The sequence below is a fragment of the [Micrococcus luteus] ATCC 49442 genome, from assembly GCF_010367585.1.
Taxonomy (GTDB): Bacteria; Actinomycetota; Actinomycetes; order Actinomycetales; family Micrococcaceae; genus Arthrobacter; species Arthrobacter luteus_A.
Window position 1 is genome coordinate 3223593 of record NZ_JAAAXP010000001.1, and the last position, 25791, is coordinate 3249383.

A 25791-nucleotide genomic window follows, 5' to 3' on the forward strand; every position below is an offset into this window, starting at 1 on the left:
TAATGCTGGGGACACTGCCCGCAGAAAGGCCAGCAATGCCGGCATCACCAGCCGATTCGCCCAGCACGAGGGAACGCGCAACGGCACCGAATACCGGTGCGGCACGGCGCCGCGCGGGTCGGCCGCCTGCTGCCATCCTGGACCTGGCGGGAATAACCACTGCGGCGCTGCGGCTCGTCAGCAGGAACGGCTACGCCGGACTCACCATGGCCGCGCTGGCCCGCTCACTGAACGTGGCGCCGTCGGCCCTCTACAACCACGTGGCATCCAAACGGGACGTGCTACTGCTCGTCGAAGACCACCTGACTGCCCTGGTGGACGTGACGGCCTTCGCCGCGGAACCCTGGGAGTCGGCGGTGCGGAAATGGGCGTGGAGTTACCGGGACGTCTTCGCGGAGCACACGCCCCTGATCCCCGTCATCGCGGTACTTCCCGTGACGGACGCCCCCCAGACGCTTGCCATGTATGAGACGGTCAGCGCCGGCTTCCGGGCGGCCGGTTTTCCTGAGGAGCGGATTGTGTCCGCCATCGTGGCCCTGGAATCGTTCATCTTCGGCTCGGCCTTCGACGTCACCGCCCCGGCGGACATTTTCGATTCCGGCACCATGGCCGAATCTACGCCGAGCTTCACGGGGGCAGTCCGGAGCCTGGCCGCCCAGGGATACGAGAACCCTGCAGACGTGGCGTTCAGCCTGGGGCTCGAGGCCCTGATTGCGGGCTTCGGCGCTTTGCGGCAGTAGGCCGGCGTTAGACGGCGTTAAACAAAGGAACCCCGGTCCGAAGACCGGGGTTCCTTCAATTGCGTGCGCGAGGGGGGATTTGAACCCCCACGCCCTTTCGGACACTGGCACCTGAAGCCAGCGCGTCTGCCGTTCCGCCACTCGCGCGCAACTTCTTTTCCTCGAATCGCGGCCGGTTTCCCGTATCCGCAACCTTGTAAAAGCAGCGAGATCAAGCATAACGGACACCACCGGTAAAACACCAATTGAGCTCCGGAGGCCGCCGGGTCCGCCGCCGCGGAAGCCCCGCTTCGCGCGGAAATCCGAACTTTTCCGGCCGCCCGGCCGGTCGGGATTAAGGTCATTCACAGGCCTGCCCAGTAGTATCTGATGTAGTAGTGCCTGCCGCTGCACGGCGGAGCACTGCGTACTTAACTGCACTGCCGGTTGAGTTCCGGAACGAATACTGCCCCGCTGCCGGGGGGAAAGGAGAAGGACCATGGGATTGCTGGACAAGGTCGAGCGCGGCATCGAAAAGGCCGTCCGCGGTGTCTTCTCCACCGGCTCACGGGCCCAGGTGGAACCGGTGGAGATCGCCAGCCGCCTCCGCCGGGAATTGGACCACAAGTCACTCACGGTTGCGGCCGGCCGCACGCTGGCACCGAACGTGTTCGACGTCCAACTTAGTGAGAACGACTTCACCCGGGCGCAGGAGTGGGGCACACCGCTGGCTGAAGAGCTGTGCGACGTTGTCATCAACCACGTCCGCAGCCAGGGCTACACCCTGCAGGGTCCGGTCCGGATTTCTTTCCGCCGCGCCGAGGAACTCCGTGCCGGCGATTTCGAAATTGCCTCGTCCACGGAGAAGTCCTCCGGCGGTTCGGGCTCACCCGCCCCCCGGCCCAACATGCCGGCCGCACCAACCCGCCCGCCGGTCCGGCTGCAGCCCGTCCTGGACATCGACGGCCAGAGGTACTCCCTCAATGCCCCGTCCATCGTCCTGGGCCGCTCCTCGGAAGCCGACATCCTGGTTGACGACACCGGCGTGTCCCGCCGCCACCTGGAGATCCGCACAGCCAGCGGCGTCACCAGTGCTGTTGACCTGGGCTCCACCAACGGCAGCTACGTCAACGGCCACAAAGTAGCGGGCAGCACCGAACTGACCGACGGCTCCACCATCACGATGGGACGGACAAAGATCATCTTCCGCCTGCTTCCCGCCAACCCTGGTGGCCGCGCATGAGCGACATGAGCGAACTGACCATCACCGCCCTGCGGTTTGGTTTCCTGATCCTGCTCTGGGTCCTCATTTTCAGCATCGTGTCGGCCATGCGCCGCGACCTGATGGTAGGCCGGAAAGCGGCCGCCGGGACTCCCACCGCGAGGCAGGTCCGCAAAAACCCTGAGCTGGCCGAGGCTCCCCCGCAGCCGCTCAAACAGCAGGCCCACCAGCTGGTGGTCACCGAAGGCCCGCTGAAAGGCACCACAGTTCCGCTCGCCGCCAGCCCCATCCTGTTGGGCCGGGCCCAGGAAGCAACCTTGGTCCTCGAAGACGACTACGCCTCGGGCCGCCACGCCCGGCTGTTCCCGCAAGGCAGCCGCTGGTTCATCGAGGACCTCGGCTCCACCAACGGCACCTATCTGGCCGACCAGCAACTTACCCGGGCCCTGCCCGTTGAGCTTGGCGTACCCGTGAGAATCGGCAAGACGGTCATCGAATTGAGGCCATAGCAATGGCCGCCGAAACCCCCGCAGACGAGGCCCGGCCCGTTCAGCGGCCCCTCATCATGCGCTATGCAGCGCGATCCGATGTGGGCCGCATCCGGGCCAAGAACGACGACTCCGCCTATGTGGGCCGTCATCTGGCAGTGGTAGCGGACGGCATGGGCGGACACGCAGGCGGCGATGTTGCCTCGGCCGCCACCGTCCTGGACATGCTTCACCTGGACCACGGGGACTACCACGGTGACGCCCTCACGGTCCTGGCCGATGAAATCCAGACGGCAAACTCGCTGCTGTCCGAACTGGTCCACATCAATCCCAAACTTGCCGGCATGGGCACCACTGTCACGTCCCTTCTTCTTGCCGAGGGCAAACTGCACTTCGCCCATATCGGCGACTCCCGGGCCTACCGTCTCCGCGACGGTGAGTTCGAACAGGTCAGCGTGGACCACACCTTCGTGCAGCGCCTCATCGACGAAGGCCGGCTCCGGCCCGAGGAAGCCGAGACCCATCCGCACAAGAACGTCCTGATGCGCGTCCTGGGCGACGTCGATGCCAGCCCCGAACTGGATCTGGACACGCTGGACGTCAAGCCGGGTGAACGGTGGCTGCTCTGCTCTGACGGACTCAACTACGTGGCCGGGCACGTGGTGGAACGCACCGTCCGGGAAACAAAGGACCTGCGCGAGTGCGTGGAAACCCTGGTTGACCTCACCCTTGAAGCCGGTTCACCGGACAACGTCACCGTGATCATGCTGGAAATCGTGGAGGAAACGCACGACGACGTCAGTACCGCCGCCGTCGACGTCATTCCTCCCGGCCTGCCCGCCGCTGCCGCCACACCTGACGGGGCTGGCGAAACGGCGAAGAAAAAGGCCGCGGACGAAGAGGCGGCCACGGCTGGAACCACGCCGGCAACCAACCCGGACGGCCAGCCGGCGGCTACCGAACCGTCCGCCTCCACCGATCCCCATCTGGGCGAGCACCTGTCGGCCGAGGTCCTGCGCCAAGAGCTGGCCTCACGGCCCCATGAACTTGTCGGAGCTGCGGCCACTGCGGCGGAATCCGGGTCCATTCCCACCATTGCCGGCCGTACCGTAGCCAGGCGTGCCGCCACCGTCCTCACGCACAAGGCGGAGCCCGCCGACACCGAAACGGACGAGATCCTGGAGCCGGCCAAACCGCGCCGCTGGGTCACCTGGACCATCGCCGCCTCCGTGCTCCTGGTCCTGACCGTGGGCCTTTGGCTTGGCTATGCCTGGACCCAGACCCGTTACTACATCGGGGAATTCGATTCGCGCGTGGCAATCTACAACGGGGTTTCGCAGCGGCTTGGCCCCATCCAGCTCTCTACCCTCGAGGCCGTGACAGAAATCCGGATGGACTCCTTGCCCCAGTTCTCCCAGCAGCGGGTGCGGCAGACGGTGCCGGCACGGGACCTCTACGATGCCCAGCGGATCGTGAAGAACCTCGAAGGCACCGGCACCATTGCCCCGTCCGACGAATGCCTCACCGCGTCCCCGTCGCCGACCGCTGCTGCCACCACTCCGCCGGCTGATGAAGCGAGTCCCGCCGCACCCGCGCCGTCGCCGGCTGCGTCTGACCCGGCTGCCGCGCCGGCCCCTGCCGCAACACCCAGCCCGACCGTCACCTGCGAGGTGGGCCAATGAGCCAGCTGAACACCATGCCCAAACCCCGGCGCAATGTGGAGCTGCTGCTGCTCCTGCTGGCCCTTGCTGTCGGCATCGGCGCGAACATGCTGGTGGGTGTGGACCAGGAGAAGGCCTTCGACTCGGACTTCTGGTTCCAGTCCAGCCTCCTGGCGGTCGCCGCGATCGTCTTCCACCTGGTTCTGCGCGTCAGGGCGAAATATGCAGATCCGGTAATACTTCCAATTGTGGTTGCCCTGAACGGCATCGGCCTGGCAATGATTCATCGCCTCGATGCCCCCGGCGATGACACCGGCAACAACCAGCTGCGCTGGACCGTTATTGCCATGGCCGTTGCGATCGGCGTGATCTGGTTCCTCAAGGACCACCGGATCCTCCGCCGTTTCACCTACATTTCGCTGGCTGTGAGCGCATTCCTGCTGATCCTTCCCCTGGTCCCCGGCATCTCCGCCGGCGAAATCCTCGGCGCCCGCGTTTGGATCAGGGTGGGACCCATGACCTTCCAGCCCGGCGAAATTGCCAAGATCACGCTCGCCATATTCTTTGCCGGGTATCTCTCGTCAAACCGTGACCTGATCCTGCTGGCCGGCCGCAAGATCGGCCCGCTGCAGTTCCCCCGGTTCAAGGACATGGGCCCCATGATCACCGCCTGGCTGGTCAGCATCGGTGTGCTGATCTTCCAGCGTGACCTCGGGTCCTCCGTCCTCTTCTTCGGCCTGTTCATTGTGATGATCTATGTGGCCACCAGCCGCATCAGCTGGGTGGTGATCGGCGTCGCGCTGATCCTGGGCGGAGGCTTTGTTGCCTCGCGGGTCTTCTCGCACGTCGGCCTCCGCATTGACGGCTGGCTTAATGCCTTCACCGCCGAGGTCTACGACCGTTCCCCCGGCGGCAGCCACCAAATCGTGCAGGGGCTCTTTGGCATGGCCAACGGCGGACTGGTGGGGACCGGACTGGGCCAGGGCAGGCCCAACCTTGTCCCCTTCGCCAACAGCGACATGATCATCGCCTCCCTCGGTGAGGAACTGGGCCTGATCGGGCTCTTCGCCGTGGTGATGATGTACCTGCTGCTGTTCACGCGCGGTTTCCGGGCCGCGCTGGGCACCCGTGATGCGTTCGGTAAACTCCTCGCCTGCGGCCTGTCCTTCGCCGTGGCCCTGCAGTGTTTTGTGGTCATCGGCGGTGTGACCCGGCTGATCCCGCTGACCGGGCTGACAACCCCGTTCCTCGCAGCCGGCGGTTCCTCACTGCTGGCCAACTGGATCATCGTGGGCCTGCTGCTCATGATTTCCCACACGGCCCGGGGCCCGGTTGACACGACGCCCATGCCGCCGGGGGCCGGGACTGAAAACGAAGCAACCAAGACACAAACCGAGGCGGTGAAACCCCTGTGAACCAGGCCATCAGGAACTCATGGGTTGCGGCCATCGCGCTCTTCGCCCTGCTCTTCGGTGCACTGAGCTATGTCCAGGTGGTTGGCGCCGACGATCTCAAAGCCAACGCCTGGAACAACCGCGCCATCCTGCAGGACTACTGCAACGATCGCGGGGCCATCATTGTGGGCGGGGACCCCGTGGCCGAATCCGTTGAGGCTACGGAGCAGTGCGGGTTCCAGCGGACCTACCCGCAGCCCGAGCTGTATGCGGGCCTGACCGGTTTCTTCTCGCAGAACCACGGTGCCACCGGACTGGAGCAGGCCATGCGCGAACAGCTCGCGGGCAGCTCGGACCAGCAGTTCCTGGACCGTGTCGGACAGCTCTTCCTGGGCAGCCAGCCAAAGGGTGCATCGGTGGAACTCACCATCGACCCTGCGCTCCAGAAGCTGGCATATGACCTGATTCCGGACGGCCAGCGCGGATCCATCGTGGTTACCAATCCCAAGACCGGCGCCATCCTGGCCATGGCTTCCAAGCCCTCATATGACCCTAATCTCATCGCCGTCCAGGACCCCGCAGCCGAGACCGCCAACATCAATGAGCTGCTCCAGGTTCCCGGGATCAACCTGTACCAGAACGTCAGCGGACCCACGGGAGAGATGCTCGCCCCGGGTTCTGTGTTCAAGCTGGTGACCACCGCCGCGGCCCTGAGCTCCGGGAAGTACAACAAGGACAGCGAGCTGCCCAATCCAGCGCAGATGCCGTTCCCCGGAATCGCCTACACGCTGCCCAACTACGCCGGCGGCAACTGCTACACCCGGGACACCGCCGGCTTTGCCTTCGCCCTGCAGCAGTCCTGTAATACCCCGTTCGCCAGCATCGCCCTCGACATCGGCCGGGACGCCATCGCTGAACAGGCGGCGAAGTTCGGGTTCGGCGAGGACATGGGCGACCAGCTCAAGCTGGCCTATGCAAAGGGCAGCGGTTTCCCGGAAGAACTGGACGGACCGGGCCTGGCCCAGTCCGTGATCGGCCAGAAGGATGTGCGCACCACGCCGCTTCAGGTGGCCATGATGACCGCGGCCATTGCGAACAACGGCGTCCAGATGAGCCCCAGCCTGGTCAAGACCCTGCGGTCCCCGGATTTGCGCGTTATCGATGAGCCCAAGCCTGAAGCACTGCGGACGTCGACCACACCGGAAATTGCCAAGCAGATCACCGAGTGGATGACCAGCGCGGTGAGCCAGGGGATCGCCGGCGCCGCGGGCGTCCCCGGGGTCCAGGTGGCCGGCAAGACCGGAACCGCCGAATTGGGCAACGGCCTGAACAACTCCTGGTTCACGGGGTTTGCCCCGGCGAACAACCCGCAGGTGGGTGTCACCATCGTCATGGAGGGCGTAGACATCACCACCGGCGCACAGCTAACCAGTCCGAACGCGAAGAAGATTTTTGAGGCGGTGTTGAATAAGTGAGGCCAACAACAGGAATCACCCTCGGCGGCAGATTCCAGCTGACCACACGGATTGCGATTGGCGGGATGGGCGAGGTCTGGAAGGCCAAAGACCTGGTCCTGGGCCGCATCGTCGCCATCAAGGTGTTGAAGGAGGAGTACACCGGCGATCCCGGGTTCCTCCAGCGCTTCCGAGCCGAGGCACGCCACACCGCACTGCTGAACCACGTGGGCATCGCCAACGTCTTCGACTACGGCGAGGAAGAAGGCTCGGCCTACCTGGTCATGGAACTGGTCCCGGGCCAGCCGCTGAGCAGCATTATCGAGCACGAACAGGTGCTGTCCCCGGACCGCACCCTGTCCATGATGGCCCAGACCGCCCGCGCCCTCTCCGTGGCCCACGCCCAGGGCCTGGTGCACCGCGACATCAAGCCCGGCAACCTCCTCATCACGCCGGAGGGCCGGGTGAAGGTGACCGACTTCGGCATTGCCCGCCTGGCTGACCAGGTGCCGCTGACGCAGACGGGCCAGGTGATGGGCACTGCCCAGTACCTCGCTCCGGAGCAGGCCACCGGCCAGACAGCCACCGGCGCCTCGGACATCTACTCGCTCGGCGTGATCGGCTACGAGTGCCTCACCGGGCACCGGCCGTTCTCCGGCGAATCCCAGATCGCCATCGCGCTGGCCCAGGTCAACGATGCCCCGCCGCCGCTGCCGGAGTCCCTGCCCAAGCCGGTCCGCGCGCTCCTGATGTCCATGCTGGCAAAGGATCCCAAGAACCGTCCGGCCAATGCGATCAAGCTGGCTGAAGCCGCCGAAGCCATCCGCAACGGCGACATCAGCGCCGCACATGCCGCCGTCCCGGGCATGCTCCTGTTCGAAGCGGCCACGGGCCCCATCACGGCACCGGTGGACATTGCCACGGCTCCCACGGGCGTCATCGGGCCGAAGGACAGCAACACGACGTCGACGTCCGCGCTGCCGGTGCTCGGCGCCGCTGCCGGGGGTGCTGCCGCCGGTGCCGCCGCAGCGGGGGCAGCCGGTGCGGCAGCTGACGGCCCGGCCACCAGCGCCATGACCAGTACCGGAAGCACGCTGTCGCGGGCTGACGCGCTGGCCGCGGAGCGCAGCTGGATCCAGGAAGAGGATACGTACGACGACGAGCCCGCCGATGAGCCCGAACGCCGCGGCCGCAGTCCCTGGACCTGGCCGCTGATTGCGCTGATCCTGCTGGTGCTGTTTGCGCTGGTGGGGTTCTTCCTGACCCAGCAGGGGATTTTCTCCCCCGCCCAGAACGCAGCCACCACCTCCGCGTCGACCAGCCCGCCGGCGACGAGTGCCAGCCCCACCCGGACCTCACAATCCGCTACGGCTACGCCCACGCAGACCAGTGCTGCGCCCACCCAGACAACCGCAACGGTGAATATTATTCCCGAGGCATATCTTGGAAAGAACTTCCAGACGGTGCAGTCGGAGCTTTCCGCCATGGACCTGGACGTAACCGTCCAGTCGCAGGTGGACCCCAACTCCGCACCGAATACGGTCATCGCCCTGTCGCGGTCGGGACGGGTGGAAGTGGGTTCCCCGATCACAATCACTTACGCCGTCGCGCCCCCGGCCCCCGAACCGACGCAGACCACTGTGGAGCCCCAGCCCACCTCGACCCAATCAGCGCCGGCAACGGCCGGACTGCCTACCTGTAGCCCCGGCGCAGAGCCGGTACAGCCACCTACCTGCGCACCGTAGCCGCCTGGATTGCACGTGAACGATTCGCCCCGCACCCCGCTCCACCGGGAGGACAGCCTCCCGGTGGATAATCAGCGTGTCCTCAGCGGCCGCTACGAACTCGGCGCCCTGATCGGCCGCGGGGGGATGGCGGACGTCCACAGCGGACTGGACACCCGTCTTGGCCGGACAGTGGCCATCAAGCTGCTCCGCCCGGATATGGCCAGGGATCCGCAGTTCCAGGCCCGGTTCAAGCGCGAAGCCCAGTCCGTTGCGGCGCTGAACCATCCGTCCATTGTGGCCATCTATGACACGGGCGAACATCTGGTCCAGGACGGCTCCGAGGACAATGTCCGCGTGCCTTACATTGTGATGGAGTTCGTGGAGGGCAAGACTCTCCGCGATCTCATCCGGGCCAAGGAAGTGAGCATCGACCGGGCCATCGAGTTCTGCCTCGGTGTCCTCTCGGCCCTTGAGTACAGCCACAAAGCGGGCATCGTCCACCGGGACATCAAACCGGCCAACGTGATGTACTGCGAGGGATCCAACTCGGTCAAGGTCATGGACTTCGGGATCGCCCGGGCCATGGCGGATTCCTCGGCCACCATGACCCAGACCCAGGCAGTGGTGGGAACCGCCCAATATTTGTCGCCGGAACAGGCCCGGGGCGAAACCGTGGACGCGCGCAGCGACCTCTACTCGGCGGCCTGCCTGCTCTACGAAATGCTCACCGCACGCCCGCCGTTCGTCGGCGACAGCCCGGTATCGGTGGCCTACCAGCATGTCCGGGAGATCCCCCAGCCGGCCAGCAGCTTGAACCCCGAGGTGTCCCCGGCGCTGGACAGCGTCCTGGCCAAGGCGCTGCAGAAGAACCGCGACGACCGCTTCCAGGATGCCGCGGCGTTCCGTCGTGCGCTGCGGGCGGCCCGGGCCGGCGTCCCGGTTCCCGCGCTTCCCGCCACCGAGGCACCCACGGATCCCAACGACCACGTCCCCACGCCAGATTCACCCGCCACCGAGGCGTTCGGCCTCACCGGAGCCGGCCACTTTGATGACACACCCACGGGCCGGTACAACCTCGCGGACATGCACAACGAGGGCACAAGCGTCCTTGCGCAGTCGTCAGCACCGCTGGAAGTGCAGGAAGCGGACGTACTGCCCCTCGGCTTCCCGCCCGAACGTGAGCGGACTGTACGGCAGAAGTCCCGGCGTCGTACGTGGATTGCCACCCTGGTGGTTCTGACGCTGCTGGTCCTCGCGGGCGGTGGCCTGTGGCTGTTTCAGATCATGAACCAGCCCCCGCCCCCGCCGCCCAAAGTGGAGGTGCCCGTGGTTGCCTCCCTCACGGAATCGGCGGCCTTGCAGCGATTGTGGGAGGCCAACCTCCGCCCCAAGACAGAACGCCTGACCCATGAGACGGTGCCCAAGGGGTCCGCCATCGGAACCGATCCGGCGGCGGGCGCATCCCTGGATCCCAATGCCGAAGTGATCCTGAACATCTCCGAAGGTCCAAGCGCCCTGAAGATCCCCGAAAACCTTCCCGGCCAGACGGAGGCGGCGGCCCGCGATATCCTGCGCCAGACTGGGCTGGTCGGCGCCCCGTCCACTACCGAGGCGAACAGCGCCACGGTTCCCCGCGGCCGGGTGATCACCACCAGCCCGTCGCCTGGCCAGATGGTGGCTCCGGGCAGCACGGTGGAGATTGTCGTTTCCACTGGCAAGGTCGCCATGCCGGAGCTTCGTGGCCGCACCCGTGCAGAGGCTGAAACGGCGCTTCAGGACCTGGGACTGGTACCCAACGTGCAGGAAGTTGAGAACTCGCAGGTGGAACCTGGCCGGGTGACCGACCAGAGCGAGCCCGGGAACGTTGCCGTTGACCAGGGTACGACCGTCAACGTGGTGGTGGCCAAAGCACCACCGCCGCCGCCCACACCAACGCCAACACCCACTCCCACCCCGACCCGCACCGGCGACAGGGACAGGGACTGACCGCACCCGCCAAAGCAGCGCGGGACAAAAAGCCGCGCGGAGTTCCTGTCAGTGCTGGATAAGCGGGCTCAACGTGGCCGCCCGGGCGGCCGCACCCGTCATGCCGAGGGATTCCAGCCAGTTGCCCAGCATCTGGTAGCCGCCCTCGGTCAGGACTGATTCAGGGTGGAACTGCACGCCGACCAGCGGTGCAGTGCGGTGCTGCAGGCCCATGATTACGCCCGACGACGTCTCGGCAGTGATCTCCAAAACGTCCGGGATGGTGTCCCGCACCGCTGCCAGGGAGTGGTACCGCGTAGCCGTCACGGGGGAGGGGAGCCCGGCAAAGACACTGGTTCCGTTGTGCTCCACGAGGGACGTTTTGCCGTGCATCAGTTCCGGCGCGTGGGTCACCGTGCCGCCATAGGCTTCGGCCAGCGCCTGGTGGCCGAGGCAGACACCGAACATTGGCTTGTTGTTCGCGCCGCACCATTTGATCAGCTCAATGCACACCCCTGCTTCAGCGGGGTTGCCCGGGCCGGGCGAGACCAGGACGCCGTCGCGGCTCTCTGCGAGCTCGATGGCCTCGGCAAGGGTGACGTCATCGTTGCGGACAACGGTGGTTTCGGCGCCCAGTTCCTGGAGGTAGCCCACCAGGGTGTAAACAAAGCTGTCGTAGTTGTCTACGACCAGGATCTTGGTTGTGGTCATGGCTGGCTTGTGGCACCAATCGTTGAGTCGGTGAATTGGGTGAGATCGGACATCCAGGGGAACAGGAACTGGACCATCAGGACCAGGGCGCCGGCGATGAGCACCAGTGAGGTGAAAATGCGCAGCCAGAGGGGTCCCGGAAGGTGGCGGAAAATCCAGCCATACATCAGCTTCCCCCTACGGCTGCGGCAACCTGGGCCGCGATTTCGGCCGGCGGACCCGCCGAGGCAGGCCGCCAGCTGTCCAGCATCGCGTAGGCGATGATGCGTTCCTCGGCGCCGAAGCGCGGGTTGCAGCTGGTCATGGTGAGGTAGCTTTCGGTGGGGGTTACGCCCGGGCGGGTGGGCACCGGTTCCAGCACGTTGGTCTGGGACGGCATCACTATCTGGTTGTTCCGGAACACGTAGACGTAGTATCCGTCCTTGGTCTGGACGTAAATCTTATCGCCAGGCACCAGGGTGTGGATGTTGTCCAGGACAGCCCCGTGCGTCTGCCGGTGGCCGGCCACCGCAAAGTTACCCACCGAACCCGGCATTGCCGTGGTGGGGTAGTGACCCAGCCCAAGCGTGTCCAGGACATCGTGAGTGGTTCCCTGCACGATGGGCCGGGTGTAATTGGCGCCGAACCTGGGGATATACATGATGCCGATGGTGCCGGCGTGGCCCGGTGCTGTGCCGACCACGGGCTCTCCATAGTCCACCGGCTCCGCCTGCGTTCCGGTAACGGGGGCCGGCTCCGATGGGGCCGCACTGCCGAGTTCCTGGGCGAACTCCTTGATGACCGCACTCTGCCGGGCATCTGATTCCACGTTGGTCCACCACAATTGCCAGGCCACAAACAGCAGCAGGATGATCCCGGCCGTGATGAGCAGTTCGCCGAACACCTGCACGGTCCCGCGCAGAACGGAGGCGCGGGCCGGCCTCAAACCGGCAGGCGGCCTGGCGGCACGCCTCGCCCTCTCCTGCACTACCACGCGTTCTCCTCGGGGCTGCCGCCTCGGGCACAAGTGCGCCCTGAACTGCGGCTAGAATTGACTGCTAGTAAGAATCCAGATTTGACCAAGATCGCGCAGACCGCTGGCAACTTCCTTCTTGCAGGATATCAAGCCCTCGGCGCCGAGCTTGTTCCAGCCCGCCAAGGAGAGCACGTGCCCGAGTCAAAGCCACGCCGGAAGTCTTCCAGCGCAGCCCAGCCCGCATCCACGACGCAGGCGTACAAGCCCAACGCAGTCTGGTTCAAGCCCGTGATGTTTGGCCTGATGATCATTGGACTCCTGTGGATCATCACCTTTTACATCAGTGAAGGCCGGTTCCCCGTCCAAGCCTGGGAGTCGTGGAATATTGTGGCCGGCTTCGGCATCGCCATCATCGGCTTCCTGATGACAACACGCTGGCGCTCCTGACGCTGGCCGCGGTACCGGCATGACCCCCGCCGCCGCGCGTACGGACGGCACCATAATTGGCGACGACGGACTGGCCCGTCCGCCCTGGGCCTCCGTGGATCCCCTCCTGCGTGAGTACTACGACTCTGAGTGGGGCCTTCCCGTCCGGGATGAGCACGGACTGTACGAACGAATCAGCCTGGAAGGATTCCAGGCCGGCCTGTCCTGGGCCACCATCCTCCGCAAGCGTCCGGCCTTCCGGAGCGCCTTCCATCATTTCGACCCGGACGCTGTTGCCGCCTTCACCGAGGCGGATGTTGAGCGTCTCCTGCAGGACCCCGGCATTGTCCGTAACCGGCTCAAAATCCGGGCCACCATCAACAATGCCCGCGCCACCGTCTCGCTCCGGGAACGGGGAGGCCTGGTTGATTTCGTCTGGCAGTTCCAGCCCGGCACCACGCCCCGGCCGGCCACCCACGCCGACATCCCCACGCAATCTCCCGAGTCCGTAGCGCTGTCCCGGGCACTGCGCAAAGAGGGCTTTTCGTTTGTTGGCCCCACCACCATGTACGCGCTGATGGAGGCCATCGGCATGGTGGACACACACTTGCTGGCCAGCCACCGGCGCGGGTCCTCGGGTGTCTGGCCGGAATGACTGACCTCCTTGGCTGAGCTGCCTGATTTCCTGCGTGACTGAGCAGTATCACTGCCTGCCGTGGAGGCAGTTGTCCCCAGCTGTTGGGATAGTTATCCACAATGTGCATAACTTTTGTGCAAATGCGGGCCGCCGGTTCCTGCACAGGCCCTGACGCGCGGGAGGGAACCCTGCCGGTTCAGCGACGCAGTTATTAACAGTGTGGATTAGCTGTGGATAACACCGACGCGGGGCGTCCCCGCTAGGGCTCCTGGCGGACCGGGTGGTGGCTGGTGATGGAAACGCGGTTGAAGGCATTGATGGCGATCGCCAACCAGCTGACGGCGGAAAACTCCTCGTCGCTAAGATGTTCGCGCGCCTCTGCTTCGTTGTGCTCGCGGGTACCGTAATCCGGGAGTTCGGTAACGGACTCGGCCAGGGACAGGATCGCCCGTTCCTTGTCGGTGAACAGGGCAGTGTCACGCCAGGCGGGCAGCACGGCAAGGCGCTGCGGCGTCTCGCCGGCCTTGACCGCGTCCCCTACGTGCATATCAAGGCAGTAGGCGCAGCCATTGATCTGCGAGATCCGCACGTAAAGCAGTTCAATGGTCTTCCGGTCGATCCCTGCCTCTTCAGCGGCATCACGCACTTTCAGGCCGAGTCCGTTGAGAGCGCGCCACACCCCAGGGTGCTGTTTGTCGAGAAAGATGTGTTGCGGCGCGGTGGCGCTCATGGCGGGTCCTCCTGGCTGGGGGAGATCTTTTGAGTGGACGTCTACAGAAATACCCTCCCACAGGCCGTACTTTTCCACTTACTAACACGCGGCTACCCACAAGTTATCCACAGTTGTGGACAAGAATCCACAGGCCCGGCCTAAGTGAAGCTCTCACAGGCCACGAGCCGGGAAACCGGGATCTCTAACTACGCGTCTGTAAGTTATTAACACTGTGAATAAGCCTGTTGAAAGACGGTGGCGCCACGGCGGTCGACAGCCTGAAGAGGCCAAGAATCGTCCAGTTATCCACACTATGTGTCAAACCAGGCAGTTTTTCCACTTAACCACAGGCCCATCCCCAGAGGTTATCCACAATTGTGGACAGCCGAGACGGTACGGCATGGAAAACAGCTGGCTTTCGGGGGCTGGGAGTCCCACGCTCTGTGAACTACACCTGTGTAAGTTACCAACAGTGTGGATAACCCCTGTGGATAACCAAGTATGCGGCAGCGCGGAAAGTTTTTACGGTCAAAGAGCTGCGTGTGCCGCCTGCGTCAGGCGGCGTGAGCGCAGGCGCCGCAAGAGCCCTCAGAGGACGGGTGCAGTGCCCGGTCAGCCCCCCGCAGCCGGCAACGCGCCCACAGGCGGACAAGAGCCGTCACAGTCGAGAAACGGGGAGCACCGGACCCCGGATGTATCGACGCGGGCTGTTTCGAACCGGGGAACGAATCGCAGTTCAAAAAGGCGCTGCTTCCCCGGAGATACAGAAAGACCCCGCCGTCCACTGGGGACGCCGGGGTCTGCTGTCTGGATGTTCGCGTAGCGGGGCGCAGCTAGCCTGTGGAGACCTTGACCCAGCTCACGGCGATCAGGAGAACCAGCACGGCCACGAGCCCCGCCGCCTGGATCAGGCCTTGGCGTGGACCGCGGGGTGTGTAGGCAATGACGGCAGCGCAGAGGCCGCCGGCGATCAGTCCGCCCAGATGCGCCTGCCAGGCGATCTGCGGGACCACAAAACCAATGACGCCGTTGATGGCTATGAGTACCCAGAGCTGACGCGTGTCGCCGCCGCGGTGCCGCTGCACCAGGAGCATCGCCCCGAAGAGGCCGAAGATGGCACCGGAAGCACCCACCACCCCGGTGAGCGGTACGCCAGGCTGATAGCCGGGGGTAAGCGCAAGGTAGCCGACCGATCCGCCGATGGCCGAGATCAGATACAGCGCCAGGAAACGGATCCTGCCCATGAGCGGTTCGAGTGCCTGGCCGAAAATCCACAGCATGTACATGTTCAGCAGAATGTGGAGGACGAACCCTTGGGAATGCAGGAAAGCGGCCGTCACCATGCGCCACGGTTCGAACTGGCCGTATTCCGGCACAGCGAAGATGTTGGCGAATGCCAGGTTTTGGTACATCCAGTCGTTCGGAAGAATCCATTGCAGGACGTACATCACCGCGCACACCACAATGATGCCCAGCGTCACCATTGGTCTGCCCGTAGCGACGGCGCCGCCATAGACACTCTTAACAGCCGGCGTCGACCGTGCTGTTTCGTTAACGCAGTCAACACATTGGAATCCGACGGCGGCCGCCCGCTGGCAGTCCGGGCAGGCAGGGCGCCCGCAGCGCTGGCAGCGCACATAGGAGGGCCTGTCCGGGTGCCTGGGGCACACCGGAATCTGCGCGGACGGCTCAGCCGCCGGAATTCCGTAGCTCATGCGATGAGGTTAGAGCTGTTCGATGTCAATGCTGTTGATGGTGACATCCTCCACCGGACGGTCGCCCATGCCGGTACGGACGCCCTCGATGGCGTCGACGACCTTCTTGGATTCGTCGTCGGCGACCTCGCCGAAGATGCTGTGCTTGCCCTGCAGCCAGTCGGTGGGGATGGTGGTGATGAAGAACTGTGAACCGTTGGTTCCCTTGCCCATCTGGATGCCTGCGTTGGCCATGGCCAGCTTGTAGGGCTGGTTGAAGCTGAGCTCCGGGTGGATTTCGTCGTCGAACTTGTAGCCGGGTCCGCCGACGCCGCGGCCCAGGGGATCGCCGGCCTGGATCATGAAGTCCTTGATGATGCGGTGGAAGATGGTGCCGTTGTACAGCGGCGTGCCGGTCTTGTCCTCGCCGGTCTCGGGGTGGGTCCAGGCCTGCTCGCCGGTGGCCAGGCCAACAAAGTTCTTGACCGTCTTGGGCGCGTGGTTGCCGAAGAGGTTGACGACGATGTCGCCGAGGCTGGTGTGGATGGTTGCTTTTGCAGTTGCGATGGCAGTCATAGGCCCATTCTTTCACGGCAGGTCAACGCGGAAAGCTGCTGCACCGGTAGTTCCGCGCTGGGTGAAATCAGCCGTAAATCCCTTGGAAGAATAGCCGGTGCAGGTCAATCCACGTAGGCTAACAACAGAACCGTCACATTAATCGGGAGGTAGTTGTGAAGAAATCGGATCGTATTGCCCGTGACCTTGAACAGTCAGTCAACAACGCAGTTGAGTATGCGAAGGACTGGGCATCCCCCCGCGTGGAAGCAGCAGTGGATTGGGCAGTCCCGCGCCTGCAGCACAGCCTGGACACCGCATCCCCCCGAATTCAGGAGGGGCTCAAAACCGCAGCCCACAACCTGGCCGACGGCGTCGCAACAGTGACACCTCGTATCCAGGACGGTCTGGCGCACCTTGCTCCGAAGATCCATGACGCCGTGGAGGGCACCACCCCGCGGCTGCATGACGCCGTGGACAAAGCTGCCCCCGTCATCCTGAACGCCCGGGACCGCGTGGTGGTGGAATACCTGCCGCGTCTCTCGGACCAGATCGGCCACGCCTCCGAGGCTGTGCACCGGACACTGGAAAAAGCTCCCACGCATGTGGATGCTGTGGCGAAGAAATTGACCGACTCCGGTGTGGTGCATGCCCTCCAGGAGCAGGCACAGACAGCCGGCACGCAGTTCCGCGCCGCTGCACATGAAGCAGGCAAGGCTGTGGGCATCCAGATCGCGGAGCCTCAGAAGCCGAAGAAGCGCGGCTGGCTGGTATTCGGCATCATCGCGGCCGCCGTAGCCGCGGGGGTTGCCGCCTGGAAGGCGTCCAAGCCTGTAGAGGATCCTTGGAAGACACCCTCACCGGTGACGCCCACCCCGGCTCCGGTTCCCGCCACCACGGTGACCGATGCGAAGGGCACTACAGAGGACGCCGAGGCCAAGGCTGCAGCTGCCACGGCTTCAGCCACAGGCGCTGTTGCTGAGAAGGCGGAGGACGTTGCCGGAGAAGCCAAGGACACCGCGGATGAGGCTGCCGACAAGGCCAGGCACCTGGCCGATGAGTCAGGCGACGCCGAGGCCAAGGGTTCCACGGACGCCAAAACAGCCATGAAGAACATCGCGTCCAACATGAACGGTTCCGCGGACAAGAACACCATCTAGTTATTCCGGCGCTGACGCGCCGTCCACTGAAGGGGTTCCGCCTGGTGCGGGACCCCTTCAGTGTTTTCCCGGAGTTTGCCCGGGCCCGGCCCGGTCTCCGCCGGGGAGAACCCCGATGGGTGCTAAATTTGGACTGATGTCAGCCGATAAATCCTCCGGGGATGCCTTGAACGACGCAGCACAGCTGCCGCGCGTGTCCATTGTGATCCCGGCTTACAACGAGGAAAGTGTCATCCGGCAGTGCCTGATCGCTGCCGTTTACCAATCAGTGCCGGCCCACGAAATCATCGTGGTGGACAATCTCTCCACGGACCGTACCGCAGCGATTGTGGCGCAGATGCAGCTGGAGTATCCGGAAAGCCCCATCATCCTGCTCAGCCAGGACCGGGACCAGGGCCTCATCCCGACCCGAAACTTTGGCCTGAACCACGCCACCGGCGACATCCTGGGCCGCATCGACGCGGACTCCGTGGTGGAACCGGACTGGGTAGAACAGGTCCAGAAGGCATTCCAGGACCCGTCAGTGCAGGCGGCAACCGGCCCGGTGGTCTATTACGACATGCCCATGCGCCGATTCGGCCTCAAAGCCGACGACAAGATGCGCCAACTGATGCTGAAGCTGGCCAAGCACCAGTACCACTTCCTCTTCGGTTCCAACATGGCCCTGCGTGCCACCGCCTGGGAAACCATCCGGGATGAAACCTGCCGCGACGAGAAGGATGAGATGCACGAGGACATCGATCTCTCCCTGCACCTCGCCGACCACGAACTCAAAGTCCAGTACTGGCCCCAGATGGTCTCCGGCATGTCCGCCCGCAGGCTGGAAGACTCACCGCGGGACTACCGCTACTACGTGACCCGCTTCGACCGCACGTACAAAGCGCACAACGTCAAGAAGATGGCCCTCAAGGCCCCCATGGTGGTGTTTTTCTCCGTGTACTTCCCGGCCAAACTCCTGCGGGCCATCCACACGGTCAACACCGCGCAGCCGGTCCGCCGCGGCGGACAGTAGCCAGGGGCAACTGCCCTTTCGGCGGGCGGCAACGCCAGCGGGTTCCCGGCTCAGTCGGTTCCCAATTCAGTCGGTTCCCAGTTCGGCAAGACGGTCCGACGGCGGTTCCCCTGCCTGGGTGCCAGCGGCGGCCGCGGCACGCCGCTTACGGCTGAAGCCGGACTTCTGGCCCATCACCACCACGGCGAGGCCCACGAGGATAAGCGCCAGTCCGGCGTACGTACCGGCCGGAAGCGTCTCGTTCAAGAACACTGCCGCCAGAAGAGCCGCGCCGGGGATCTCCAGCAGGATGATCATCGATACCAGCAGCGGGCTCATGGTGGCGAGCAGATGGTTAAACGCGGTATGGCCAACGAGCTGGGCGCACACAGTGATCGCCAGGATCCCAAGCCAGCCTGCGGCGTCGAACCCCACCAGCGGCTGGCCGCTGAACAGCGCCAGCACCGCCACAACGGCGGCGCACATGCCGTAGCAGAGCGTGGTGTAGGTCCCCGTTGACATGGTCTGCCGGGCCTTGCCGCCAGCCAGCGTATAAAGGCCGGCCAGCGCCCCTCCGGCCACGGCCAGGACATCGCCCAGGAAGGCATCCGGCGAGGACCCCATGTCGAACCCTGTGATGGCAACGACGCCGCCAAAGGCTATCCCCAGCCCTGCCAGCACCTGCCAGCGGTGCCTGGTGCCGCGGAAGAGCTGGAAGACAGCGATCCATGCCGACTGCAGGCACACCAGGGCAGTGGCAGCAGCAACGGAGGTGAGTTGCAAGGAGGTGATAAAGCAGGCGAAGTGCAGGGCAAGGGCGATGGCGGCCAGCAGGGCCCAGCGGAACTCAGGTCCGGTGATGCGGCCGAACTGCCGAGGTTCGCGGACCAGTGTGGGAGTGGCCATCACGGCCGCTGCGATCGCGTTGCGCCAGAAGGCGATGGCGAGGGCACTGACTGTGGTGGCTCCGAGGGTAGCGGCGATCAGTGGCCCGGAGGAGGCCACACCCAGCACCCCGAGGGCTGCAAAAAGGAGATTCACTGTTCAACCCTACTGTCAGGCACAAACGAAAAGTCCCGGACAGCGTTTCCGCTGTCCGGGACTCTCTTATGGTGGAGGCACGGGGACTCGAACCCCGAACCCCCTGCTTGCAAAGCAGGTGCGCTACCAATTGCGCCATGCCCCCATAAGAAGCAACCCGTCAATCATACCCTAGAACCTCGAAGCCTTTAGCCAGCTTCCGTTCCGGCGATCCGGCCTAGTCGACCTGATCCGTCGACTCGCTCCAGACTGTTTTCCGGGCTTCGGATTCCTGTGCTTTCCTGTAGAGCAGGACGCCTGCGACCGCAGCTGCGAGTACCAGCAACTTCTTCACATGCAACCCCGTTCCGGCCCTGCCTGCCGCTAAGCAAACCGGACCTTCCATGAAACCTGCACAGGTTCCGTGGGCGTACCAGGACTTGAACCTGGGACCTCTTCGTTATCAGCGAAGCGCTCTAACCGCCTGAGCTATACGCCCCGATGCCTCATCGGGCCGAGATATGACTGTACAGCACATCCCGGCCCGATCTCAAATCGAGGCTTTTCGCCGGAAAATATCCGGCGAAATTGAGGATTTCAGTCGTCCGTGAGGGTCACTCCGATGCCGCCCACGAGGGTGGCAGAGATGTTGTACAGCACCGCGGACAGCATGGACAGGGCCGTCAGCAGGACAACGTTCACCACAGCGATGATGGTTGCAAAAGAAGCCACCTGGCCCAAGGATGCGACCTTCTTGAGTTCAAAGCCGCCGCCTTCGGAACCTGCCAGCGTGCCCAGGAGGCTGTCCACCTGGTCAAAGATCCCCGTAAGGTCCAGGACCGTCCACAGCACGATCGCAGCCACTACCGTGACGATTCCCAACGCCACGGAGAGCAGGAACGCCATTTTCAGCACGGACCAGGGATCCACCTTGCTGACCAGCAGCCGGGCACGCCTGACCTTGGCTTTGGGAGCAGGCTTGACCAGGCCGGGCTGGGCGGTCTGTCCCTGCCCGGGGCGGACACCGGGACCTGCCGGGCGCTGGCCGGGCTGGCCCTGCACGGGACGCTGCCCTGGCTGGCTTTGAACGGGCCGCTGGCCGGGCTGACCCTGCGCCGGCTGACCCTGCGCCGGCTGACCCTGCGAGGGACGCTGGCCGGGTGCGCCGGCAGGGGCACTGGCGGGAGCTCCCGGCCTCTGCTGCGGACGGGTGGGCGCGTTCACCCGGGGAGCGGCCGCGGGTTGCGGGGTTCCGCCGGGAACGGTGCTGCTCGGCTTGGGATATGAGTCGGGATTACTCACTCGTTACCTCCGGTGTAGTCTTCGTTCGGCTCAGCGTCGCCGGAGGCGTCCTCTGACTCAACAGCCGGTGATGCTTCTTGTGCTGATGCTGACTCTGCGGCTCCCTCGGGGGACCCTGCGTCTTCAGCCAACGTTACGTCATCCTCCGCGGATTCCTCGCCCTCAAGGCCGCGTTCGCTGTTGCGTGCCACCTCGATGATGCGGTCATTTTTGTCCGGTTTGGCGAAGATGACGCCCATGGTGTCGCGGCCCTTGGCCGGCACGCCGGCCACGGAGGAGCGGACAACCTTGCCGCCTTCCATAACCACCAGGACCTCATCCTCTTCCTGGACAATCAGGGCACCGACGAGATGGCCGCGTTCCTCCTGGTACTTGCCCACCTTGATGCCGAGGCCGCCGCGGCCCTGGAGCCGGTATTCCTCCACGGCGGTCCGCTTGGCATAGCCACCCTCGGTGACGATGAAGACAAACGAGCCGTCCGTGACGACGTCGGCGGCCAGCAGTTCGTCGTCTTCGCGGAACTTCATTCCGGTGACGCCGGAGGTGGCCCGGCCCATGGGGCGCAGCGCGTCATCGGTGGCGGTGAAGCGGATGGACTGGCCCATTCGCGAGACGAGCATCAGATCGTCCGTTTCGGAGACCAGCTGGGCGGAGACCAGTTCGTCCCCGTCCCGCAGGTTAATGGCAATGACCCCGGCGGAGCGGTTGGTGTCATAGTCCTCAAGCCGGGTCTTCTTGACCAGGCCCCGCTTGGTGGCCAGCACCAGGTACGGGGACTGCTGGTAGTCCTTGAGGTCCAGGACCTGGGCAATGTGTTCGTCCGGCTGGAAGGCCATGAGGTTCGCAACGTGCTGGCCCTTGGCGTCCCGTCCGGCTTCCACCAGCTCGTAGGCCTTGGCGCGGTATACCCGGCCCAGGTTCGTGAAGAAAAGGAGCCAGTGGTGGGTGGTGGTCACAAAGAAGTGCTCCACGACGTCGTCGCCGCGCAGCTGGGCGCCCTTGATGCCCTTGCCGCCACGCTGCTGCGACCGGTAGTTGTCACTCCGGGTGCGCTTGACGTAGCCGCCGCGGGTGATGGTGACAACCATTTCCTCTTCCGGGATCAGGTCCTCCATGGACATGTCACCGTCGAAGCCCATCAGGATCTTCGTGCGGCGGTCATCGCCGTGCTTGGCCACGATCTCGGCCAGCTCGGTGCTGATGATTTCGCGCTGGCGCGACTCCGAGGCCAGGATCGAGTTGTACTCAGCGATCAGGGCTTCGAGTTCCGAGTGCCGGTCCTGGATCTTCTGCCGTTCCAGGGCGGCGAGGCGGCGCAGCTGCATGTCCAGGATGGCCCGGGCCTGCAGCTCATCGATGTCGAGCAGCTGCATCAGGCCGTCGCGGGCAGCTTCGGTGGTGTTTGACGCACGGATCAGGGCGATGACTTCATCGAGCATGTCCAGGGCCTTCAGGAGCGCGCGCAGGATGTGCGCCTCTTCTTCGGCCTTGCGCAGGCGGTACCTTGTCCGGCGCGCAATGACGTCCATCTGGTGCGTGACCCAGTGGCGGATGAACGCGTCCAGGCTCAGCGTCCGCGGGACCCCGTCCACAATGGCCAGCATGTTGGCGGAGAAGTTGCTCTGCAGTTCGGTGTGCTTGTAGAGGTTGTTCAGCACCACCTTGGCCACGGCGTCGCGCTTAAGGACGATGACCAGGCGCTGGCCGGTGCGGCCGGAGGTTTCATCGCGGAGGTCCGCGATGCCGGAAATCTTGCCGTCCTTGACCAGTTCGGCGATCTTGATGGCCAGGTTGTCCGGGTTGGCCTGGTAGGGCAGTTCAGTGACCACAAGGCAGGTGCGGCCCTGGAGTTCCTCCACGTTGACCACGGCGCGCATGGTGACGGACCCGCGGCCTGTCCGGTAGGCGTCCTCGATGCCCTTGTGGCCAAGGATGGTGGCTCCCGTGGGGAAGTCCGGGCCCTTAACGCGGAGGAGCAGCTCTTCGAGCAGCTCCTCGCGTGTGGCCGTCGGGTTGGCCAGGTACCACTGGACGCCGTCGGCTACTTCGCGCAGGTTGTGCGGCGGAATGTTGGTGGCCATGCCGACGGCGATGCCGGAGGACCCGTTGACCAGCAGGTTGGGGAAACGGGCCGGCAGGATGGTGGGTTCCTGGTTCTTGCCGTCGTAGTTGTCCTGGAAGTCGACGGTTTCCTCGTCGATGTCCCGGACCATTTCCATGGCGAGCTGGGCCATCTTGGTTTCGGTGTAACGGGGCGCGGCAGCGCCGTCGTTGCCCGGGGAACCGAAGTTGCCCTGGCCCAGGGCCAGCGGATACCGCATGGTCCAGTCCTGGATGAGGCGGACCAGGGCATCGTAGATCGCGGTGTCGCCGTGGGGGTGGTACTGGCCCATGACCTCGCCCACCACACGGGCACATTTGTTGAACGACCGGTCCGGCCGGTAGCCGCCGTCGAACATTGCGTAAAGCACACGCCGGTGGACGGGCTTGAGCCCGTCGCGCACGTCGGGAAGGGCGCGGCCCACAATGACCGCCATGGCGTAATCCAGGTAGGACCGCTGCATTTCCGTCTGCAGGTCCACCTGCTCCACGCGGTCGATCAGCACATCGCCTTCAAGTACGTCTTCCGGAAGATCGGCGGAATCCGCCGGGTTCTCGGGTGTCTCGTCACTCATTTTATATTTTCCGTTTCAGGTATATGTCGGTTATGGAATATCTACGGATGAACCGGCTAGATATCCAGGAACCTGACGTCCTTGGCGTTCTGCTGAATGAAGTTTCGGCGGGATTCCACGTCCTCGCCCATCAGGGTGGAGAACGTCTGGTCCGCGGCGAGGGCATCGTCCATGGTCACCTGCAGGAGGGTCCGGTTGTCCGGGTCCATGGTGGTGTCCCACAGTTCGGTGTAGTCCATCTCGCCAAGGCCCTTGTAGCGCTGGATGCCGTTGTCCTTGGGGATGCGGCGGCCGGCGGCCTGGCCGGAAAGGAGTTTGGCGTCGCGCTGCTTGTCACTGAAGACGTAGTCGTGCGGGGCGTTGGACCATTTGATCCGGTACAGCGGCGGCTGTGCCAGGTAGACGTAGCCGTTTTCGATCAGCGGCCGCATGTAGCGGAACAGGAGCGTCATCAGCAGTGTGGTGATGTGCTGGCCGTCGACGTCGGCATCGGCCATCAGGACGATCTTGTGGTACCGGAGCTTGGCCAGGTCGAAGTCCTCACCGATGCCGGTGCCGAACGCCGTGATCATGGACTGGACCTCGGCGTTGCCCAGGGCTTTGTCCAGCCGGGCACGCTCCACGTTCAGGATCTTTCCGCGCAGCGGCAGGATGGCCTGGGTTTCGGGATTGCGGCCCCGCTTTGCAGAGCCACCTGCGGAGTCGCCCTCCACGATGTAGACCTCGCAGCGGGCAGGATCCTTGGAGGAGCAGTCGGAAAGTTTGCCCGGCATGCCGAAGGATTCCAGCGGGCTCTTGCGGCGGGCGTTGTCGCGGGCCTTGCGGGCCGCCATCCGGGCCTGCGCCGCGGAGATGGCTTTGCGGATCACGTCGCGTGCGGGGCCGGGGTTGCGTTCCAGCCAGTCGCCCAGGCCGTCGGTGACAACGCGCTGGACGAAACCCTTGACCTCTGAGTTTCCGAGCTTCGTCTTGGTCTGGCCTTCAAACTGCGGCTCGGCCAGTTTGACCGAGATAACAGCCGTCAAACCTTCACGGATGTCATCGCCCGTGAGGTTGTCGTCCTTTTCCTTGATGATTCCCTTCTCCCGCGCATAGCGGTTGATGAGGGAAGTCATGGCGGCCCGGAAGCCCTCTTCGTGGGTTCCGCCTTCGTGGGTGTTGATGGTGTTCGCATACGTGTGAACGCTTTCGGAGTACGCACTGGTCCACTGCATCGCCATTTCCAAGGCGATTTTGCGGTCCGTGTCCTCGGTTTCGAAAGCGATGACGTCCTCGTGGACAACGTCAACCTTCTTGCCCGAGTTCAGGTGCTTCACATAGTCCAGGAGGCCGTCGTTGTACTGGTACACCACAGTGCGGTGATCGGCGGTGACTTCACCGTCGGTGACAACGGCGTCGAGGTCAAGGTCCTCGTCAGAATCGGACTTCACCGCAACCGGACGCTCGTCCGTGAGGGTGATGCGCAGGCCCTTGTTCAGGAAGGCCATCTGCTGGAAGCGTGCCCGGAGGGTCTCAAAATCGAACTCTGTGGATTCGAAAATGTCCGCGTCGGGGTAGAACGTCTGGGTGGTACCGGTCTCGGTGGTTTCCTCACCCTTGACCAGGCTGCCCTGGGGCTTGCCGCCATCGGCGAAGGACATCCGCCAGACGTGGCCCTGACGGCGGACCTCGGTGTCCACGCGGCTGGAAAGCGCGTTGACCACGGAGATACCCACGCCGTGGAGGCCACCGGAGACCGCATATCCGCCGCCGCCGAACTTTCCGCCGGCGTGCAGGATGGTCATGACCACTTCGACGGTGGGTTTGTGCTCGGTGGGGTGCATGTCCACGGGGATTCCGCGGCCGTCGTCAACAACCTTCACGCCGCCGTCGGCCCGCAGGACGATTTCGATGTGCGTGCAATACCCGGCCAGTGCCTCGTCAACGGAGTTGTCCACCACTTCATAGACCAGGTGGTGCAGGCCGCGCGGGCCGGTGGAGCCGATGTACATACCCGGACGCTTCCGGACAGCCTCGAGGCCTTCAAGTACTGTGATGTCGCTTGCGCCGTATTCCCGTGGGGCCGCGGTCTCTGCGGGTGTGTCGGGGGTAGGGACATCCTCCGCTGCGCGTTCCATTTCCTGGGTATCTGTATTGTCGTTAGCCACAGGTGCTGTCGACTCCTCTTTTTCGATGATGGCCGGCGGTGCCCTTCCCTAGGGAAAGCGGCCGCCAACAGGCACAAGCTGATGGCGCTGACGAGTAGGTCGACCTGAAGAACCGAAGTCCGCTTGCTGAAAACGCGCGGAGAACGGACTCAGTCAACGTTTCACCGGCGCCCAGT

The 25791-nt window shown here is 64.4% G+C and carries 23 protein-coding genes and 3 tRNA genes; 12 read left to right on the forward strand and 14 right to left on the reverse strand.

All coding sequences use genetic code 11. The features are described from left to right. Positions 1 to 2: 2 nt before the first annotated feature. Positions 3 to 740: a TetR/AcrR family transcriptional regulator gene (locus GUV69_RS14680; RefSeq protein WP_164203711.1), complete on the forward strand. Its 738-nt coding sequence runs from the start codon at positions 3 to 5 to the stop codon at positions 738 to 740. Between the two features lie 64 nt (positions 741 to 804). On the opposite strand, the gene GUV69_RS14685 is transcribed toward GUV69_RS14680, so the two are convergent. Beyond that, positions 805 to 887: transfer RNA gene (locus tag GUV69_RS14685), tRNA-Leu, on the reverse strand. A gap of 331 nt (positions 888 to 1218) precedes the next feature. On the opposite strand from GUV69_RS14685, the gene GUV69_RS14690 reads away from it, so the two are divergent. The 7 genes from GUV69_RS14690 to pknB are packed head-to-tail and all read left to right on the forward strand — an operon-like array spanning position 1219 to position 10651. Further along, complete coding sequence (locus GUV69_RS14690) at positions 1219 to 1962, forward strand: FHA domain-containing protein (protein WP_164203714.1); 744 nt, start codon at positions 1219 to 1221, stop codon at positions 1960 to 1962. 5 nt (positions 1963 to 1967) lie between these two features. Continuing rightward, positions 1968 to 2450, forward strand: a complete 483-nt coding sequence (locus tag GUV69_RS14695) for an FHA domain-containing protein FhaB/FipA (RefSeq protein WP_164206603.1) — start codon at positions 1968 to 1970, stop codon at positions 2448 to 2450. A gap of 2 nt (positions 2451 to 2452) precedes the next feature. Then, entirely contained in the window at positions 2453 to 4111 is a 1659-nt protein-coding gene (locus GUV69_RS14700; protein ID WP_164203717.1) for a PP2C family protein-serine/threonine phosphatase, read from the forward strand. Next, the gene (locus GUV69_RS14705) at positions 4108 to 5505 is read left to right on the forward strand and encodes an FtsW/RodA/SpoVE family cell cycle protein (protein WP_164203720.1); all 1398 of its coding nucleotides are present in this window, start codon (positions 4108 to 4110) and stop codon (positions 5503 to 5505) included. The genes GUV69_RS14700 and GUV69_RS14705 overlap by 4 nt, the downstream gene beginning before the upstream one ends. After that, positions 5502 to 6959, forward strand: a complete 1458-nt coding sequence (locus GUV69_RS14710) for a peptidoglycan D,D-transpeptidase FtsI family protein (protein ID WP_164203723.1) — start codon at positions 5502 to 5504, stop codon at positions 6957 to 6959. The genes GUV69_RS14705 and GUV69_RS14710 overlap by 4 nt, the downstream gene beginning before the upstream one ends. Next, positions 6956 to 8683, forward strand: coding sequence for a protein kinase domain-containing protein (locus GUV69_RS14715; RefSeq protein WP_164203726.1), 1728 nt, complete (start codon positions 6956 to 6958; stop codon positions 8681 to 8683). The genes GUV69_RS14710 and GUV69_RS14715 overlap by 4 nt, the downstream gene beginning before the upstream one ends. A gap of 15 nt (positions 8684 to 8698) precedes the next feature. Next, positions 8699 to 10651: a Stk1 family PASTA domain-containing Ser/Thr kinase gene (gene pknB, locus GUV69_RS14720; RefSeq protein ID WP_164203729.1), complete on the forward strand. Its 1953-nt coding sequence runs from the start codon at positions 8699 to 8701 to the stop codon at positions 10649 to 10651. Positions 10652 to 10699: 48 nt separating this feature from the next. Here pknB and GUV69_RS14725 read toward each other — a convergent pair whose 3' ends face one another. The 3 genes from GUV69_RS14725 to GUV69_RS14730 are packed head-to-tail and all read right to left on the reverse strand — an operon-like array spanning position 10700 to position 12314. Continuing rightward, positions 10700 to 11341, reverse strand: a complete 642-nt coding sequence (locus GUV69_RS14725; RefSeq protein WP_164203735.1) for an aminodeoxychorismate/anthranilate synthase component II — start codon at positions 11339 to 11341, stop codon at positions 10700 to 10702. Next, positions 11338 to 11508 (reverse strand): hypothetical protein, encoded by a 171-nt coding sequence (locus tag GUV69_RS22870; protein WP_167525096.1) that lies wholly within the window; start codon positions 11506 to 11508, stop codon positions 11338 to 11340. Before GUV69_RS22870 ends, GUV69_RS14725 begins: the two co-directional genes overlap by 4 nt. Continuing rightward, a complete protein-coding gene (locus GUV69_RS14730) occupies positions 11508 to 12314 on the reverse strand; it encodes a class E sortase (RefSeq protein WP_164203738.1) in 807 nt (268 codons plus the stop codon). Before GUV69_RS14730 ends, GUV69_RS22870 begins: the two co-directional genes overlap by 1 nt. A gap of 174 nt (positions 12315 to 12488) precedes the next feature. Between GUV69_RS14730 and GUV69_RS14735 the strand changes: the two genes are divergently transcribed. Both GUV69_RS14735 and GUV69_RS14740 read left to right on the forward strand, forming a co-directional pair. Beyond that, positions 12489 to 12743 (forward strand): cell division protein CrgA, encoded by a 255-nt coding sequence (locus GUV69_RS14735; protein WP_164203741.1) that lies wholly within the window; start codon positions 12489 to 12491, stop codon positions 12741 to 12743. 19 nt (positions 12744 to 12762) lie between these two features. Next, positions 12763 to 13377, forward strand: coding sequence for a DNA-3-methyladenine glycosylase I (locus tag GUV69_RS14740; RefSeq protein ID WP_164203744.1), 615 nt, complete (start codon positions 12763 to 12765; stop codon positions 13375 to 13377). A 241-nt stretch (positions 13378 to 13618) separates the two neighbouring features. Here GUV69_RS14740 and GUV69_RS14745 read toward each other — a convergent pair whose 3' ends face one another. The 3 genes from GUV69_RS14745 to GUV69_RS14755 all read right to left on the reverse strand — a co-directional run bounded on the left by GUV69_RS14745 (position 13619) and on the right by GUV69_RS14755 (position 16341). Continuing rightward, complete coding sequence (locus GUV69_RS14745; RefSeq protein WP_164203747.1) at positions 13619 to 14089, reverse strand: carboxymuconolactone decarboxylase family protein; 471 nt, start codon at positions 14087 to 14089, stop codon at positions 13619 to 13621. A gap of 815 nt (positions 14090 to 14904) precedes the next feature. Beyond that, positions 14905 to 15786: a rhomboid family intramembrane serine protease gene (locus GUV69_RS14750; protein WP_164203750.1), complete on the reverse strand. Its 882-nt coding sequence runs from the start codon at positions 15784 to 15786 to the stop codon at positions 14905 to 14907. 9 nt (positions 15787 to 15795) lie between these two features. After that, positions 15796 to 16341, reverse strand: a complete 546-nt coding sequence (locus GUV69_RS14755; RefSeq protein ID WP_164203753.1) for a peptidylprolyl isomerase — start codon at positions 16339 to 16341, stop codon at positions 15796 to 15798. Between the two features lie 155 nt (positions 16342 to 16496). Here GUV69_RS14755 and GUV69_RS14760 point away from each other — a divergent pair, with 155 nt between their 5' ends. Further along, on the forward strand, positions 16497 to 17480 hold the full coding sequence (locus GUV69_RS14760; protein ID WP_164203756.1) for a hypothetical protein: 984 nt from the start codon (positions 16497 to 16499) through the stop codon (positions 17478 to 17480). A 136-nt stretch (positions 17481 to 17616) separates the two neighbouring features. Next, entirely contained in the window at positions 17617 to 18492 is an 876-nt protein-coding gene (locus tag GUV69_RS14765; RefSeq protein ID WP_164203760.1) for a glycosyltransferase family 2 protein, read from the forward strand. A gap of 66 nt (positions 18493 to 18558) precedes the next feature. On the opposite strand, the gene GUV69_RS14770 is transcribed toward GUV69_RS14765, so the two are convergent. From GUV69_RS14770 to gyrB, 7 genes are all read right to left on the reverse strand, one after another. Beyond that, positions 18559 to 19512: a DMT family transporter gene (locus GUV69_RS14770; RefSeq protein WP_164203763.1), complete on the reverse strand. Its 954-nt coding sequence runs from the start codon at positions 19510 to 19512 to the stop codon at positions 18559 to 18561. Positions 19513 to 19581: 69 nt separating this feature from the next. Next, positions 19582 to 19657: transfer RNA gene (locus GUV69_RS14775), tRNA-Ala, on the reverse strand. A gap of 72 nt (positions 19658 to 19729) precedes the next feature. Continuing rightward, positions 19730 to 19897, reverse strand: coding sequence for a DLW-39 family protein (locus GUV69_RS23010; RefSeq protein WP_244292738.1), 168 nt, complete (start codon positions 19895 to 19897; stop codon positions 19730 to 19732). A 19-nt stretch (positions 19898 to 19916) separates the two neighbouring features. Beyond that, a tRNA-Ile gene (locus tag GUV69_RS14780) sits at positions 19917 to 19990 on the reverse strand. 98 nt (positions 19991 to 20088) lie between these two features. Continuing rightward, a complete protein-coding gene (locus tag GUV69_RS14785; protein ID WP_164203765.1) occupies positions 20089 to 20793 on the reverse strand; it encodes a DUF3566 domain-containing protein in 705 nt (234 codons plus the stop codon). Beyond that, entirely contained in the window at positions 20790 to 23468 is a 2679-nt protein-coding gene (gene gyrA, locus GUV69_RS14790; protein WP_164203768.1) for a DNA gyrase subunit A, read from the reverse strand. The genes GUV69_RS14785 and gyrA overlap by 4 nt, the downstream gene beginning before the upstream one ends. A gap of 56 nt (positions 23469 to 23524) precedes the next feature. Then, the gene (gyrB, locus tag GUV69_RS14795; RefSeq protein ID WP_164203770.1) at positions 23525 to 25615 is read right to left on the reverse strand and encodes a DNA topoisomerase (ATP-hydrolyzing) subunit B; all 2091 of its coding nucleotides are present in this window, start codon (positions 25613 to 25615) and stop codon (positions 23525 to 23527) included. Positions 25616 to 25791 lie beyond the last annotated feature (176 nt).

Excerpts from the sequence above, each read along its gene's own strand:
- gyrA (WP_164203768.1), bottom strand. The coding sequence starts at position 23,468 with ATGAGTGACGAGACACCCGAGAACCCGGCGGATTCCGCCGATCTTCCG.
- GUV69_RS23010 (WP_244292738.1), bottom strand. The coding sequence starts at position 19,897 with ATGGAAGGTCCGGTTTGCTTAGCGGCAGGCAGGGCCGGAACGGGGTTG.
- GUV69_RS22870 (WP_167525096.1), bottom strand. The coding sequence starts at position 11,508 with ATGTATGGCTGGATTTTCCGCCACCTTCCGGGACCCCTCTGGCTGCGC.
- GUV69_RS14680 (WP_164203711.1), top strand. The coding sequence starts at position 3 with ATGCTGGGGACACTGCCCGCAGAAAGGCCAGCAATGCCGGCATCACCA.
- GUV69_RS14690 (WP_164203714.1), top strand. The coding sequence starts at position 1,219 with ATGGGATTGCTGGACAAGGTCGAGCGCGGCATCGAAAAGGCCGTCCGC.
- GUV69_RS14740 (WP_164203744.1), top strand. The coding sequence starts at position 12,763 with ATGACCCCCGCCGCCGCGCGTACGGACGGCACCATAATTGGCGACGAC.
- GUV69_RS14750 (WP_164203750.1), bottom strand. The coding sequence starts at position 15,786 with ATGAGCTACGGAATTCCGGCGGCTGAGCCGTCCGCGCAGATTCCGGTG.
- GUV69_RS14755 (WP_164203753.1), bottom strand. The coding sequence starts at position 16,341 with ATGACTGCCATCGCAACTGCAAAAGCAACCATCCACACCAGCCTCGGC.
- GUV69_RS14745 (WP_164203747.1), bottom strand. The coding sequence starts at position 14,089 with ATGAGCGCCACCGCGCCGCAACACATCTTTCTCGACAAACAGCACCCT.
- GUV69_RS14695 (WP_164206603.1), top strand. The coding sequence starts at position 1,968 with ATGAGCGAACTGACCATCACCGCCCTGCGGTTTGGTTTCCTGATCCTG.
- GUV69_RS14765 (WP_164203760.1), top strand. The coding sequence starts at position 17,617 with ATGTCAGCCGATAAATCCTCCGGGGATGCCTTGAACGACGCAGCACAG.
- GUV69_RS14705 (WP_164203720.1), top strand. The coding sequence starts at position 4,108 with ATGAGCCAGCTGAACACCATGCCCAAACCCCGGCGCAATGTGGAGCTG.
- GUV69_RS14700 (WP_164203717.1), top strand. The coding sequence starts at position 2,453 with ATGGCCGCCGAAACCCCCGCAGACGAGGCCCGGCCCGTTCAGCGGCCC.
- GUV69_RS14725 (WP_164203735.1), bottom strand. The coding sequence starts at position 11,341 with ATGACCACAACCAAGATCCTGGTCGTAGACAACTACGACAGCTTTGTT.